Below are 14,486 nucleotides of genomic sequence, written 5' to 3' on the forward strand. Positions count from 1 at the left end.
TCGTGCCGCCGAATGGTGCTCGGCTGTGGCTTGAGAGTCTGGTGCCGCCATTTTCGTGGCGGTGTTCGATTCTCTCGCCGATTTGTGGGCGGCGGACGTCCTCTTCGGCGTTGGCGGTGTGGCTCGGATGGCTGAGCTCTTTATGGCGTCGAGTGTGGACTTGGCTCGGAAGCTCACGGTGGCATGGTCGGCGCTTCGTCAAGGCGTGTTGGGTAGCGGTGTCTATTCTTCCGTCGGCTTGCCGTGGAGTTTCATTGACTTGGGCGGTTGATGCAGGATCGTGGTTGAGGTTTAACTCGAGGAATCCAAATCAGAACAGATTCGTTTCTTATCGCCCGTCGATGGCTGAGGTCAAATCTCGGCGGACTTTCCGAATTCTCCGATGGTGCGTTTGGTGTAGGGCCGTGCAAATCTCCTGGGCCAGGATGATCATCTCACTTGTGCTGGAGGGGCGGCTCGTTTCCGATCTCCAGGCGAAGACGAAGACGAAGACGAAGACGAAGACGAAGACGAAGACGAAGACGAAGACGAAGACGAAGACGAAGAGGCCCGGGCCCGGTAATCACCTTGTGGGGTGGGGTTCGGGACCGGGCCTACTGTGTTTGGGGAGCGGTGGGGCGTACCGCAGAAGTCAGGACCAGGAGGAGAGGACCTCGGGGACCGTCGACGCCTTCAGGGGGCCGGGGTTTCTGCGGGGGTTCGCTGCAGGCGCGGCGCCGGGGCGGGCTGGACGATGCCGCCCACCTCGACGAAGGCCTTTCGGGCCTCGTTGTGTGGGTGCAGGGGCGCTTCGGTCAGGGAGAGGACCGGGCTGACGCACGCGTCGAGGGGCTCGAAGATCGCGGCCCATTCGTCGCGGGTCTTCTCCAGGAAGCGTTCGGTGAAGCGTCGCCGGAGCTCGGGCCAGGCGGTGACGTCGAACTGGCTGGGGAGGTCCGGGTCGTCGGCCAGGTTCAGGCCTTTCAGCAATGCCGCGTAGAACTGGGGCTCGAGGGAGCCGACGGCCAGGTGTCCGCCGTCGGACGCCTGGTACGTGTCGTAGAAGGGGGCGCCGCCGTCGAGCAGGTTGCGGCCTCGCGGGGCGGGCCAGCGGCCGGCCGCGGACATGCCGTGGACGAATGTCATCAGCAGGGATGAGCCGTCGACCATCGCGGCGTCCACCACCTGGCCGCGGCCGGAGCGGGAGCGTTCCACCAGTGCGGCCAGGACGCCGACGGCCAGGAGCATGCCGCCGCCGGCGAAGTCGCCCAGCAGGTTGATGGGGGCGTGTGGCTTCTCGCCGGCCCGGCCCAGCGGTTCCAGAGCGCCGGCTATCGCGATGTAGTCGATGTCGTGGCCGGCTGCGGAGGCCAGCGGGCCGTCCTGGCCCCAGCCCGTCATCCGGGCGTAGATCAGGCCGGGGTTGAGCTGCTCGCAGACTTCGGGGCCGAAACCGAGGCGCTCGGCCACGCCGGGGCGGAAACCCTCGACCAGGACGTCGGCCTTCGCGATCAGGCTCAGCAACTCGGCGACTCCGGCTTCAGACTTGAGATCGACCGTCACGGTACGGCGTCCGCGCTGGAGCGGCCCCGGAGGCGGACCGGCCGGTCCGTTGCCACCAGGACGTTCCACGAGCACCACGTCGGCGCCGAGGTCGGCGAGGATCATGCAGCCGAACGGGGCCGGCGCGAGGCCGGACAGCTCCACCACGCGGATGCCCGCCAGGGCTGTCATCGGGTGCGCCCGCTCTCAGAGGACACGGGAGATCAGCTCCTTCATGATCTCGTTGGTGCCGCCGTAGATCTTCTGGACCCGCGCGTCCGCGTACATCTTCGCGATCGGGTATTCGGTGGTGTACCCGTAACCGCCGAAGATCTGCAGGCACCGGTCGACGACCTCGCACTGGCCCTCGGTGAGGTACAACTTCGCCATCGCGGCGGTCGCCACGTCCAGTTCGCCGCGCGCATGCCGCTGGATGCAGTCGTCCAGGAAGACCCGGGACACGCGGGTGCGCGTGGCCACCTCCGCCAGGACCATGCGGGTGTTCTGGTGGCCGAGCAGCGGCTTGCCGAAGGCGACCCTCTCCTTGGCGTACGCGGTGGCCAGCTCGACGGCACGCTGCATGGCCGCGACCGCCCCGACTCCGATGACCAGCCGTTCCTGGGGGAGCTGCTGCATCATCTGGATGAAACCGGACCCCTCGGTCCCCAAGACGTTCGCGACGGGAACCCGGAAGTCGTCGAAGAACAGCTCGGCCGTGTCGTTGGAGTGCAGGCCGATCTTCTCGATCTTGCGGCCGCGCCGGAAGCCGGCCGGGTCGCCGGTCAGCTCGCACACCAGCAGTGAGATGCCGTGCGCGCGTGCGGACGTGTCGGTCTTCACCGCGAGGACCAACAGGTCCGCAAGGATTCCGTTGGTGATGAACGTCTTCGAACCGGTCACCACATAGTCGTCGCCGTCACGGACCGCCCGGGTGCGGATCGCCTGCACATCCGAGCCGCCGTCGGGCTCGGTCATGCCGATCGCGCCGACCAGCTCGCCGCTCACCAGGCCCGGCAGCCAGCGACGTTTCTGCTCGTCGGAGCCGTAGTCGTTGATGTAACCGGTGACGATGCCGCTGTGCACGGCGATGCCCAGGCTACCCTCGCCGGCCAGCGTCTGCTCGTGCAACAGGGTGGCCTCGTGGGTGAAGTCGCCGCCACCGCCGCCGTACTCCTCGGGAATCGACAGGCCGAGCAGCCCCAGCTCGCCGGCCCGGCGGTAGTGCTCGCGGTCGGGGTGTCCCTGCTGCTCCAGGCGTTCGGCGTGCGGCAGCACCTCCTTGGTGAAGAAGGCGCGCGCGAGCTCGGCCAGGTCGTCGTGTTCCGGCTTGCGCCACGGTTCGACGTAACCGTCCAGTCCAGGCGTCGACATCGACCTACCATCGAGCACTATTGGCGATGTGTCAACAAGCCACGTATGAATTACCGCAATTCATCGTTCTCGCCGATGGAAACATAGATGAAACGGGCATCTTGGATCCCTATCGATCGACGTGCCGTAAGGTCGGGACGGTGACTGTCGAGGCGATGCGCCGGCGCCGGCTCGAACCGGACGCCCGGCGCGAACAGATCCTGTCGGTGGCGATCCGCCTGTTCGGGTCGAAAGCCTACGCCGACGTCTCCACCACCGACGTGGCCCGCGACGCAGGCGTCGCTCGGGGCCTGGTCAACCACTATTTCGGTACGAAAAAGGACCTCTACCTCGAAGTAGTGCGAGTGATGCTCACCGTGCCCGAAGTGGCGCTGGAGCAACTTCCCGAGGGCGAACTTCCCGAACGGGCCGATTCCATCGTCAGCTGGTTCCTCGACGTGGTCTCCCGGCACAGCACGTCGTGGCTGGCCGCGACCGGCGCCGGCGGGATGGCCGGTGATGCCGACGTGAACGCCGTGATCGCCGAGGCTGTCGATGTCGCCGCGGCGGGTGTTCTGCGTGCGGTCGGGATGGGCGACGACCCGTCGCCGGCGCTGCGGGGCATGACCCGCTCCTACGTCGGCCTGGCCATCTGGACGGCCCAGGAGTGGCTGCAGCGCGACGTGCTGACTCGCGAGCAGGTGCACGTGCTGCTGTCGACGGCGCTGGTCGCCATGGTGGAACGAGCGTTCCCGCAAGCCGTCTAAGGGACCGAACAGTCCTGGAAGGGGACGAAACGGTCCGGCTTCGAGCTAGCCTCCTAGGATGCGCTAGGGGGTGTGTGCGGCGGGACGGATCTGGCGCCGACTCGGGACGATGTCTTGCATCCACGGCGGCCCATGCGCCGGGCGGTGGGCGGGGCCGTCGCGAGACGTGGCGGCTGCCGGGGCGGCGGTTGGTCGTGATCGGACGGCCGGGCGCGGGCAAGACATCCGCGGGGGTGCTGTTGCCTGTGGACTGTTGGCAGGCCGGCAGCGGGGGAGCCGTTGGTGGTCCTGCTGGACCCGGCCGGATGGCGTCGGTCCACGGAGGAGCTCGAGACCTGGCTGGGGCGGACAGCGGTCGCGCCGGGGATCCTGGCGCGCCGTCTCTGCTGCTCGGCTCATTGATGGACGGGGTTGGGCTTGGGGCGGTCTACCGGTTCCGGCTGAGCGGTTGCGGACGTTGCCGGGGCGTGGCGTGGCGTGGCGTGGCGGGGCCGCGGGCCCGGACGGGGCGGGGCGCGGCCGGACGGGGCGGGGCGCGGCCGGACGGGGCGGGGCGCGGCCGGACGGGGCGGCCGGGCCAGGCGGTGTGCGGCGCCTGGAGTGACCGGGACCGGCGCCGCACACCTGGCTCAGTGGGTGGCGCCGTTCGGGCCGAAGGCGGTGAAGAAGCGGTCGCGGAAGGTGCTCATCGGCCAGACCGGGGCGTCGGTCGCCGGTTTAAGGCTGGGGGTCCAGTTCCAGGCGGTGATGCGGTCGAGGACGGCCGGGTCTTTGGCGACGATCGTGATCGGTACGTCGTGGCTGGCGTTGTCGCCGGTGACGACGCTGGACGGCTGGTGGTCGCCGAGGAAGACGAGGACCAGGTTGTCGTTGCCGTACTTCTCGATCCACGAGATCAGGGTGGTGAGGGTGTAGCGGATCGACCGGCCGTACTCGCGGCGGACCTTGGCGGCGCTGGACCAGATGTCGGCCTTCTGGGCGCCGTCGGCGGCGATCGCGTTGTAGACGGAGCCGTCGCCGACCTGGTCCCAGTCGATGAAGTCGGGGATCGGGGCCCACGGGGTGTGGCTGGAGATGAGCGGCATCTCGACCATGAGGGGCTTGCGTCCGGGCTTGTTGTACTCGACTTCGGTGAACTGCTTGAGCGTGTACTGGTCGGGCATCTGCGCCCAGCTGAACCGGGGGCCCTGGTAGGAGAGGTTGCGGGAGTCCCAGATGCGGTTGTAGCCGTAGAACTTGCCCTCCGGGAAGGCGCGGGTGGCGCCGGGCATGACGCTGACGGTGTCCCAGCCGGCCTTCTGCATGGCGTAGGGGATGGTGAGCCGGTCGCTGGAGGTGAGGTTGCGGTACCGGGACTGGTTGTTGATCCACAGTCCGGACAGCGTGGTGGAGTGGGCGAGCCAGCTGTTGCCGCCGAACGTGGGTGAGGTGAGCCAGCCGCTGCGGGCGCTGAAGCCGGCCGCCTTGAGCTTGGCGTCGCCGTCCTCGAGCACGGCTGCGGTGCCGGCGGCCAGGCTGGGGGCCTCGACGGCGTTGCGGCCGTAGCTCTCGACGAACGTGATGATGACGTCCTTGCCGCGCAGGGCGGTGAGGATCTGGTCGGGGGGCACGTTCGCGTACGGGTCCTGCTTGATCTCGTCGGCGAAGGCGGCCTCGTTGGCGATGCCGGTCTTGGCCTGCCAGAGGCGGTCCCAGGCGTAGGTGGCCGAGGTGCGGGCGGCGACCGGGACGGCGGGGATCAGCTGGAGGCCGAGGGCGAGCGAGAGCATCCAGGCCGAGGCGATGCCGGCGGCGGTGAGGGCGGACCGGCGGCGGTGCTCGGTGATGAGGGCGGCGAGTCGCAGCACGGCCCAGATCGTCGCGGCGACGGCGCCGACGGCGAGCAGGATGCCGCCGATCGCGGCGGCCCAGGCGCCGGCGGCGCCGTAGGAGTCGCGGACGAAGTTGAACGTGTCGTCGAACAGCTCCCAGTCGAGGACGACGTCGAAGGGGCGGGCCAGGGTTTTGAACCAGCCCATGTCGAGGCTCTTCTGGACGACGACCCAGCCGAGGAGGGCGCCGAGGATCGAGCCGACGACGAGGCGGGGGCGGCGGGGGAGCACGATCAGCAGGAGGATGCCGAACGCGGCCTCGATCGGGATGCGGGCGAAGTTGCCGAGGGTGAGGCGGCGCAGGACGTTGGGGTAGAGGAGGGCGGCGAAGACGATTCCGGCGGCGAGGACGTTCAGTGCGCGTCCGGTCCAGGGGGAGCGCAGGAGTCGGCGTACCCGGCCGGGGTCTTGTCGTCCGGTCCGTCGGCGGTGGCCTCGGCCGTGTCGTCTTGCGCCGGTTTGTCCGGGAGCTCCTCCGAGGGCGGCTCCGCGAGTTCCTCCGAGGGCTGCTCCGAGACCTGTTCCGTGGGCGGCTCCGCGGGCTGCTCCGAGGGTTCGTCGACCTGCGGTGGCTCGGCTGCCGGGGAGGTCGGCTCCTCGGCGTCGGGGTTCTGTCGCGGGTCGGCGAGGTCTGTCGGCTGCACGTCATGGGACACGCATGCGGTCGCGGGATGGTTCAGAGGTGGGTCGAGAACATTGGGTGTCCAGGGTCTCAGCCTCTTGCCAATTTCCTATAGGGACGATAGGAAAAGTGGTAGAGGAGGAACCACCCATGCGCCGTACCAGACCCGCCGTCGCCGCCGTGACCCTCGCCCTCGCCCTCACCACCGCCTGCTCCTCCGGGGCACAGGAGGCGGCCGAGGCCGGCCAGCCGGTCAGCGGCGGCTCGCTGACCTGGGCCGTCGAGACCGAGCCGATCACCTTCAACCCGCATCAGTACGCACAGGCCAAGGCCCGTCTTCTGGTCTGGAACACCTTCGAGGCCCTGCTCACCCACGACAGTCAGGGCGGTTACGTTCCGTGGCTGTCCACCGGTCACGAGGTCTCCGCCGACGGCAGGACCTACACCTTCAAGCTGCGTACGGACGTGACCTTCAGCGACGGCACGAAGTTCGACGCGGCGGCCGTCAAGGCGAACGTCGACCAGTTCTCCGTCGAGGGGTACAACCCGTCCGTCCGGGCCGTGCAGCTGCGCAACCTGGACTCCGTGGAGGTCGTCGACCCGGCCACCGTCGCCTTCCGCCTCAAGCAGCCCGACGTGCTGCTGCTCGACTTCCTCTCCTCGCCGCAGGGCGCGCAGGTGTCGCCGAAGTCGCTCAAGGAGGCGGAGAACCTCAAGGCCGGCGGCCCCGACCTGGCCGGCACCGGGCCGTTCGTGCTGGACCACTACACCGCCGGGCAGGAGGTCGTGTTCAAGAAGAACCCGGCCTACAACTGGGCGCCGGCCAACGCGGGGCACTCCGGGGCCGCCTATCTCGACCAGATCACCTACCGGTTCCTGAAGGAGTCGTCGGTGCGGGTCGGGGCGCTCACCTCCGGCCAGGTGCAGATCGTCGAGGGCGTGCCGGCCACCGACGAGGCGCTGGTCACGGCGAACCCGCAGCTGTCGCTGTCGCGGGGGCTGAACTCCGGGTCGGCGTACTCGTACTACTTCAACACCACGCACGCGCCCTTCGACGACCTGCGGGTCAGGCAGGCGTTCCGGGAGGCCGTCGACGTGGACGCGGTGCTCACCGGCGTCTACCGGGGCACCGCTACCCGGGCGTGGAGCGTGATCGGGCCGACCAGCCCGTTCTACGACAAGACGCTGGAGAAGACCTACGGCGGCGATGCCGCGAAGGCCAACCGGCTGCTGGACGAGGCGGGCTGGGCGGCGCGGGACGCCGACGGTTTCCGGATCAAGGACGGCAAACGGCTGACGGTACGGCTGGTGCAGTCGGCGCCGTTCGTCCGTGACCGCCGCGACGTGCTCGCCCAGGCGGTTCAGGCGCAGGTCAAGCAGAGTGCCGGCATCGACCTGAACGTGGCCGTGGTCGACCAGGGCACCGCCACCCAGGCGCTGGCCGACGGGCAGTACGAGGTGTTCGACAACTCCCGTGCCGACACCGACGCCGGGGCCGCGCTCAACCTGCTGCTGCACTCCGCCGGCGCGATCAACCGGACCGGCTTCAAGGACCCGGCGCTGGACAGGCTGCTCGAACAGGGGCAGGCCGGCTCCGATCAGGCGCAGCGGCAGACCGCGTACCGGCAGGTGCAGAAGCTGACCGTCACCGACCAGGCGCTGATCCTGCCGTTGTATGCCCCGGCCGACCAGGTCGCGGCCTCCACGAGCGTCGGCGGGCTGGGCTTCGAGCCGACCGCCGGGGTGCCCGGCAGCGCCTACCACCTCTGGTTGAGCAGGTGACGACGGCGATCGCGCGGCGGATCGCCTCCGGTGCCGTCGTGCTCTGGGCGGCGGCCACGGCGGCGTACCTGGCGCTGCTGGCCGCCCCCGGCGACATCGTCGACAGCCTGATCGGCGACGGCGCCGACACTCCGCAGATCCGCGCCCAGATCATCGCCGAGTGGCACCTGGACCGGCCCGCCGTCGTGCAGTACCTGGACTACCTGTGGCGGGCCGTGCAGGGCGACCTGGGCCGCTCCTACCTGCTGCAGCGCCCGGTCGGCGACGTGATCGGCGACCAGTTGCTGCCGACGGTGAAGCTGGCCGTGGCGGCGGCCGTCGTCGGGGTGACGCTGGCGCTGGTGCTGGCGGTCACCACCCGGCACCGGTGGGCGCGCCGGGCCAGCTCCACCGCCGAGCTGGTCATCGTGTCCACGCCGCCGTTCCTGATCGGGATCGTGCTGCTGAGCGTGTTCTCGTTCCGGTTCGGGCTGTTCCCGGTCTCCGGTGACCGCAGTTGGGCGGCGCTGGTGCTGCCGGCGGTCACGATGGGCCTGCCGATCGCGGGGGTGCTGGCCCAGGTGCTGCGGGACGGGCTGGACCGGGCGCTGGACGAGCCGTTCGCGGTCACCGCCCGGGCGCGGGGCCTACGGGAACGAGCGGTCCTGGTCCGGCATGCGCTGCGGCACGCGCTGATTCCGGCGGTGACCATGCTCGGCTGGGTCACCGGTGTCCTGCTGGGCGGCACGGTGATCATCGAGCAGGTCTTCGGCCGGCCCGGGATCGGGCAGGTCACCCTCCAGGCCGTCAGCAACGGTGACATGCCGGTCGTGCTGGCCGTGGTGGTCCTGGCGGCCGCCGCCTTCGTCGTGATCAACACGGCGGCCGATCTCGCCTATCTGGTCATCGATCCGCGGTTGCGAAGGAGTTGAGTCGCGTGACTCTCGCTCTGCCCAGGCCGGTGGCTCGCCGGCTCACCCTGCGACGGCCCCGGCCGGGTCTCACCGCCGCCGGGCTGGTCCTGCTGCTGGCGCTGGCCGCGGTGGTCTGGCCGTCGCTGTTCGCCGGCGACCCGTTGGCCGCCGATCCGTTGCGGGTGCTGGAGGCGCCGTCGGCGGCGCACTGGTTCGGCACCGACCAGCTCGGCCGGGACGTCTTCGACCGGGTGGTGCACGGCGCCCGGCACTCGCTGAGCATCGGGGTGGCGGCGACCGTGATCGCAGTCGGGGCGGGCATCCTGCTCGGGCTGATCGCCGGTCTCGTGCACCGGGTCGCCGACGAGGCCCTCAGTCGCGGGTTCGACGCGCTGGCGGCGTTTCCGCTGGTGCTGTTGGCGTTGCTGTTCATCGCGATCGCCGGGACCGGCACCACCAGTCTGATCGTGGCGATCGGGATCGCCACCACACCGCACTTCGCCCGGGTGGTACGGGCACAGACGCTCGTGGTGCGGCGGGCGCCGTACGTGACGCAGGCCGTCGCTTTCGGGCAGTCGCGGGTACGGCTGGTGCTGCGGCACGTGCTGCCCAATGTGCTCGGTCCGATCCCGGTGCTGGCGATGATCGGGCTCGGTGAGGCGGTGCTGATCGCGGCCGGGCTGAGTTTCCTCGGGCTCGGGCCGCAGCCGCCGTCGCCGGAGTGGGGCGCGATGCTCTCCGAGGGCCGCGGCTACCTGCACATCGCCTGGTGGGCGTCGGTGCTGCCGGGCGCCGCCGTGACCGGCACCGTCATCTCGCTCACCGTGATCGGCCGGCATCTGCAGAACCGGTTCGAGGGGCGAACGCCGTGACCGGGTGCACCGCCGCGAAGCAAGGGCCGCTAGAGCACGCCGAGGAGGCTCCATCGTGATCGACGTCGAGAACCTGCGGGTCACCTTCACCGGGAAGCAGCAGGTGCGGGCGGTACGCGGGGTCGACCTCACGATCAGCGCGGGTGAATGTGTCGCGCTCGTCGGCGAGAGCGGCTCCGGCAAGAGCGTGACCGCCCGCAGCCTGGTCGGACTGGCCGGTCCGAACGCCCGGGTCGAGGCGGACAGGTTCCTGGTCGACGGCCGGGACGTGCGGGGGTTCGCCGCCCGTGACTGGCGGCGGCTGCGGGGCCGGTTCGCCGGGCTGATCCTGCAGGACGCACTGGTGTCGCTCGACCCGCTGCGCACGGTCGGCGCGGAGATCGGGGAGGTGCTGCAGACCCACGGCATCGGCGACCGCCGGGACCGGCCGCAGCGCATCCAGCGGCTGCTCACCGACGTGCACGTGCCCGAACCGGAACGGCGGGCCCGGCAGTATCCCCATCAGCTGTCCGGCGGGCTGCGGCAGCGGGCGCTGATCGCCTCGGCCATCGCGGGCGGGCCGCGGCTGCTGATCGCCGACGAGCCGACCACGGCACTGGACGCGACGGTGCAGGCGCAGATCCTCAAGCTGCTCGCCGAGCGCCGGGAGGCGGGGGAGACGCTGCTGCTGATCAGTCATGATCTGGCGGTCGTGTCGAAGCTGGCCGACCGGGTGCTGGTGATGAGGGACGGCCGGGTCGTCGAGGGCGGCGCGACCCGCTCCATACTGGTGAGCGCCGGTCACCCGTACACCAGGGAATTGATCTCGGCGGCCACCGGGAGGCGGCGCGGGACCACCGCCGAGCCGGGCGAGGTCGTCGCCGAGGCGACCGGGCTGCGCAAGGTGTACGGCGACCGCACCGTCGTGAAGGACTTCGGTCTGACGATCCGCCGCGGGGAGATCGTCGGGCTGGTCGGCGAGTCGGGATCGGGCAAGACCACGGTGGCGCAGTTGCTGTTCGGGCTGGCCGACCCGACGTCGGGGCATGTGCGGTTCGAGGGTGCCGACTTCAGTGGGGTGCCCGAGCGTGCCCGCCGCCCGATCCGGCGCCGGTTGCAGCTGATCGCCCAGGATCCGCTGTCGGCGTTCGACCCGCGCTGGACCGTGCGGCGCATCGTCGGCGAGGCTCTGCCGCGCGGCGAGGACCCGGAGCCGTATCTGGAGCGGGTGGGCCTCGGCGCCGACGTGCTCGACCGGTATCCGCGGCAGCTGTCCGGTGGTCAGCGGCAGCGCGTCGCCGTGGCGCGGGCCATCGCTCCGCGACCGAGTCTGATCATCTGTGACGAGCCGGTCTCCGCCCTCGACGTGTCGGTGCAGGCGCAGGTCCTCGACCTGCTGGCCGGCATCCGCGAGGCGGACGGGACGGCGCTGCTGTTCATCTCCCACGACCTCGGCGTGATCCGTGACATCGCCGACCGGGTCCTGGTCATGCACGACGGCCGGGTCGTCGAACAGGGCCCGGTCAAGGCCGTCCTCGACCACGCCGGCCACGAGTACACCCGGGCGCTGCTCGACGCCGTGCCCACTTTGGAGGTTCTGCGATGACGTTGCATCTGGCGGTCGCGTTGACCGGCGACAGCTTCGATTCCGATCACTGGATCAGACAGGTCCGGCTGGCCGACGAGGCCGGGCTGGACTTCGTGACGTTCGAGGACGACTTCGGGCGGTACGGGCCGGACGCGGTGCAGGTCGCCGCCCGGGTCGCGCCGCTGACCCGGCACGTCGGCCTGGTCCCGGTCGCCACCACCACCCACACCGAGCCGTTCCACCTGTCCACCGCCCTGGCCACCCTCGACTGGGTCAGCAAGGGCCGGGCCGGCTGGCAGGTGCGGGTGTCGAAGGATCCGGCGGAGGCGGCGCTGCTCGGCCGCCGTGAGCCGCTTCCGGCCGGGGATCTGCTGGCCGAGGCCGGCGACGCGATCGAGGTGGTGCGGCGGCTCTGGGACAGCTGGGAGGACGACGCGATCATCTCCGACGTCGCCACCGGCCGGTACATCGACCGGGACCGGCTGCATTACATCGACTTCGTCGGCGAGCACTTCTCGGTCAAGGGGCCGTCGATCGTGCCGCGGCCACCGCAGGGCCAGCCGGTCGTGGCCGCTCTCGCGCACGGTCCGCAGGTGTGGGAGGCCCTCGACGCCGACGTGTTCTTCGTGACGCCGTCGGACGCCGACGACGCCGCCCGTACGGTGCGCCGGATCGTCCCGGAGAAGAAGATCTTCGCCGATCTCGCGGTCGGTGGCCACGTCGCGACCGACGCGGTGACCTTCGACGGCACGCCGGCCGAGCTGGCAGACCTGATCCAGAGCTGGTGGACCGTCTCCGGCGTCGACGGGTTCCGGCTGCGGGTGACCGACGTCGCCGACGTCACCGAGGTCCTCGTCCCCGAGCTGCGCCGCCGTGGCCTGTTCGCGCCCTCCGCACAGCCGGTGCTGCGCGAGCGGCTCGGCCTCGGAACAGCCGTCAACCGCTACCAGGAGGCCGGACGTGCCTAAGCAGATCATCCTCGCCGCGCACTTCCCCGGCGTGAACAACACGACCGTCTGGAGCGACCCACGCGCCGGCAGCCAGATCGCCTTCGACTCCTTCGAGTACCTCGCGAAGACGGCCGAGCGGGGCCTGTTCGACTTCTTCTTCCTGGCCGAGGGTCTGCGGCTGCGTGAACAGCGCGGGCTGATCCACGACCTGGACGTGGTCGGGCGCCCGGACACGATCACGGTGCTCACCGCTCTGGCGGCCGTCACCGAGCATCTGGGGCTGGCCGGGACGCTGAACGCCACCTACCACGAGCCGTACGAGCTGGCCCGTCAACTGGCCACCCTCGATCACCTGTCCGGTGGGCGGGCGGCGTGGAACGTGGTCACCTCGCCGGGGGCGTTCTTCGGTGAGAACTTCCGGCGCGGCGGGTTCCTCGACCATGCGGACCGTTACGTCCGGGCCGGGGAGTTCATCGAGACGGCCCGCAAGCTGTGGGACAGCGACGGCGGCGACTTCGCGATCAGGAACAGCCAGTTCGACATCAGGGGCCGTTTCGGTGTGCCGCGCAGCCCGCAGGGACATCCGATCATCCTGCAGGCCGGCGACTCCGACGGCGGCCGTGAGCTCGCCGCGCGGCACTCCGACGCGATCTTCTCCCGGCACCATCAGATCGACGACGCCCGCCTGTTCTACCGCGACGTCAAGGACCGGCTCGCGAGGTACGGGCGGTCCGAGGACAGCCTGAAGATCATTCCGGGGGTGTCCTATGTGCTCGGCGACAGCGACGCCGACGCGCAGGAGAAGGCCCACCACATCCGGCGGCAGCAGGTCAGCCCGCAGACCGCGATCCTGCTGCTGGAACAGCTGTGGAACACCGACCTGTCCGGCTACGACGCCGAGGGGCCGCTGCCGGACATCGACCCGGTGCTGGACGAGGACGACACGATCATCAAGGGCCGCGCCGGGATGTACCCGGACCGGCTGAAGACCGCCGCCGAGTGGCGGGCCCGGGCCGAGGCCAAGAACCTGTCGATCCGCGACCTGGTCATCGAGGTGACCGGGCGGCAGAACTTCATCGGCACCCCGGGGCGGGTCGCCGAGTTGCTGAACGAGTACGTGCAGACCGAGGCGTGCGACGGGTTCATCCTCGTCTCGCACCTGACCCCGGCCGGGCTGGACGACTTCGTGGACCAGGTGGTCCCGTTGCTGCAGGAGCGAGGGGTGTTCCGGACCGCCTATTCCGGTCCGACGCTGCGCGCGAACCTGGGGCTGTGATGAAGTTCCTGCTGCTCAGCCTGATCACGTACATCGACCGGTCCAAGAGCATCGAGCAGCGGCTGCGGGAGGTCGTCGACGCGGCCGTGCTCGGCGAGCAGCTCGGGTTCGACGGGTTCGCCGTGGGGGAGCGGCACGAGCGGCCGTTCCTGTCCTCCTCGCCGCCGGTCGTGCTCAGCCACATCGCGGCCAGGACCTCGACGATCGAGTTGTGGACCGGGGTGACGACCCTCAGCCTGCTCGACCCGGTCCGGGCGTTCGAGGACTATGCGACCCTCGACAACCTGTCCGGCGGCCGGCTGCAGCTGATCATCGGCAAGGGCAACGGGGCGGCGCAGGCCCAGTTGTTCCAGGTGACCGTCGACGACCAGTGGGACCGGCTGCGGGAGAGCTACGACCTGTTCCGCCGGCTGTGGCGTGAGGAGAGGGTCACCTGGGAGGGACGGTACCGGCCGTCGCTGACCGACGCCGAGACCTGGCCCCGCCCGCTGCAGAACCCGATCACCGTCTGGCACGGCTCGGCCACCAGCAAGGCGTCGGTCGAGCTGGCCGCCTCCTACGGCGACCCGCTGTTCTCCGCGAACGTCACCAACCCGATCGAGCCGTACGCCGAGCTGATCGACCACTACCGGGAGCGGTGGGCGCACCACGGCCACGACCCGGCGGCCATCCGGATCGGGGCGGGCAGCGCCGGCTTCTACGCCGCCCGTACCTCGCAGGAGGCGATCGACGTCTACCGGCCGATCTTCGAGGCCCGCCAGGAGGCGTTCCGCAAGGTCGGCGTGCCACCGGTCTTCCACAGCGTCGAGGACGCCGTGGAGCGCAGCTCGATGCTGGTCGGCAGCCCGCAGCAGATCATCGACAAGGTGCACCGCTACCACGACCGGCTCGGCCACGGCGTCACCCACCTGAGCGCCGACACCGAAGGCCTCACCGAGAAACAGAACCGGGCCAGCCTGGAACTGTTCGCCTCCGACATCGCCCCCGTGTTACGCCGACTGAAAGGGCGGTAGCC

At 70.2% G+C, this 14,486-nt stretch carries 13 protein-coding genes; 9 read left to right on the forward strand and 4 right to left on the reverse strand.

Going from position 1 to position 14,486, the window contains the following annotated elements; all coding sequences use genetic code 11:
- Positions 1-61: 61 nt before the first annotated feature.
- A complete protein-coding gene (locus tag ACQPZW_RS14715; RefSeq protein WP_433795428.1) occupies positions 62-271 on the forward strand; it encodes a hypothetical protein in 210 nt (69 codons plus the stop codon).
- A 401-nt stretch (positions 272-672) separates the two neighbouring features.
- Here the strand turns inward: ACQPZW_RS14715 and ACQPZW_RS14720 are convergent, their stop codons facing one another.
- Both ACQPZW_RS14720 and ACQPZW_RS14725 read right to left on the reverse strand, forming a co-directional pair.
- Complete coding sequence (locus tag ACQPZW_RS14720; RefSeq protein WP_433795429.1) at positions 673-1,713, reverse strand: CaiB/BaiF CoA transferase family protein; 1,041 nt, start codon at positions 1,711-1,713, stop codon at positions 673-675.
- A gap of 15 nt (positions 1,714-1,728) precedes the next feature.
- Positions 1,729-2,892, reverse strand: a complete 1,164-nt coding sequence (locus tag ACQPZW_RS14725) for an acyl-CoA dehydrogenase family protein (protein ID WP_433795430.1) — start codon at positions 2,890-2,892, stop codon at positions 1,729-1,731.
- A 140-nt stretch (positions 2,893-3,032) separates the two neighbouring features.
- Between ACQPZW_RS14725 and ACQPZW_RS14730 the strand changes: the two genes are divergently transcribed.
- On the forward strand, positions 3,033-3,638 hold the full coding sequence (locus ACQPZW_RS14730; protein WP_433795431.1) for a TetR/AcrR family transcriptional regulator: 606 nt from the start codon (positions 3,033-3,035) through the stop codon (positions 3,636-3,638).
- 629 nt (positions 3,639-4,267) lie between these two features.
- Here the strand turns inward: ACQPZW_RS14730 and ACQPZW_RS14735 are convergent.
- Entirely contained in the window at positions 4,268-5,740 is a 1,473-nt protein-coding gene (locus ACQPZW_RS14735; RefSeq protein ID WP_433795432.1) for a sulfatase-like hydrolase/transferase, read from the reverse strand.
- Between the two features lie 122 nt (positions 5,741-5,862).
- On the reverse strand, positions 5,863-6,153 hold the full coding sequence (locus ACQPZW_RS14740) for a hypothetical protein (RefSeq protein WP_433795433.1): 291 nt from the start codon (positions 6,151-6,153) through the stop codon (positions 5,863-5,865).
- Between the two features lie 128 nt (positions 6,154-6,281).
- On the opposite strand from ACQPZW_RS14740, the gene ACQPZW_RS14745 reads away from it, so the two are divergent.
- From ACQPZW_RS14745 to ACQPZW_RS14775, 7 genes are read left to right on the forward strand one after another with little or no spacing between them, the layout of a single operon-like run.
- Positions 6,282-7,913, forward strand: coding sequence for an ABC transporter substrate-binding protein (locus ACQPZW_RS14745; protein ID WP_433795434.1), 1,632 nt, complete (start codon positions 6,282-6,284; stop codon positions 7,911-7,913).
- Positions 7,910-8,824 carry an ABC transporter permease gene (locus ACQPZW_RS14750; protein ID WP_433795435.1) on the forward strand — a complete coding sequence of 305 codons (915 nt, stop codon included), beginning with the start codon at positions 7,910-7,912 and terminating at the stop codon, positions 8,822-8,824. The genes ACQPZW_RS14745 and ACQPZW_RS14750 overlap by 4 nt, the downstream gene beginning before the upstream one ends.
- Before the next feature lie 5 nt (positions 8,825-8,829).
- Positions 8,830-9,678: an ABC transporter permease gene (locus ACQPZW_RS14755; protein WP_433795436.1), complete on the forward strand. Its 849-nt coding sequence runs from the start codon at positions 8,830-8,832 to the stop codon at positions 9,676-9,678.
- A gap of 55 nt (positions 9,679-9,733) precedes the next feature.
- Positions 9,734-11,263: a nickel ABC transporter ATP-binding protein NikE gene (nikE, locus tag ACQPZW_RS14760; protein ID WP_433795437.1), complete on the forward strand. Its 1,530-nt coding sequence runs from the start codon at positions 9,734-9,736 to the stop codon at positions 11,261-11,263.
- Positions 11,260-12,213, forward strand: a complete 954-nt coding sequence (locus ACQPZW_RS14765) for an LLM class flavin-dependent oxidoreductase (RefSeq protein WP_433795438.1) — start codon at positions 11,260-11,262, stop codon at positions 12,211-12,213. Before nikE ends, ACQPZW_RS14765 begins: the two co-directional genes overlap by 4 nt.
- Positions 12,206-13,471 carry an LLM class flavin-dependent oxidoreductase gene (locus tag ACQPZW_RS14770; protein WP_433795439.1) on the forward strand — a complete coding sequence of 422 codons (1,266 nt, stop codon included), beginning with the start codon at positions 12,206-12,208 and terminating at the stop codon, positions 13,469-13,471. Before ACQPZW_RS14765 ends, ACQPZW_RS14770 begins: the two co-directional genes overlap by 8 nt.
- Positions 13,471-14,484 carry an LLM class flavin-dependent oxidoreductase gene (locus tag ACQPZW_RS14775; protein ID WP_433797540.1) on the forward strand — a complete coding sequence of 338 codons (1,014 nt, stop codon included), beginning with the start codon at positions 13,471-13,473 and terminating at the stop codon, positions 14,482-14,484. Before ACQPZW_RS14770 ends, ACQPZW_RS14775 begins: the two co-directional genes overlap by 1 nt.
- Positions 14,485-14,486: the final 2 nt, after the last annotated feature.

The sequence above is a fragment of the Actinoplanes sp. CA-252034 genome (genome assembly GCF_050956125.1).
Classification (GTDB): domain Bacteria; phylum Actinomycetota; class Actinomycetes; order Mycobacteriales; family Micromonosporaceae; genus Actinoplanes.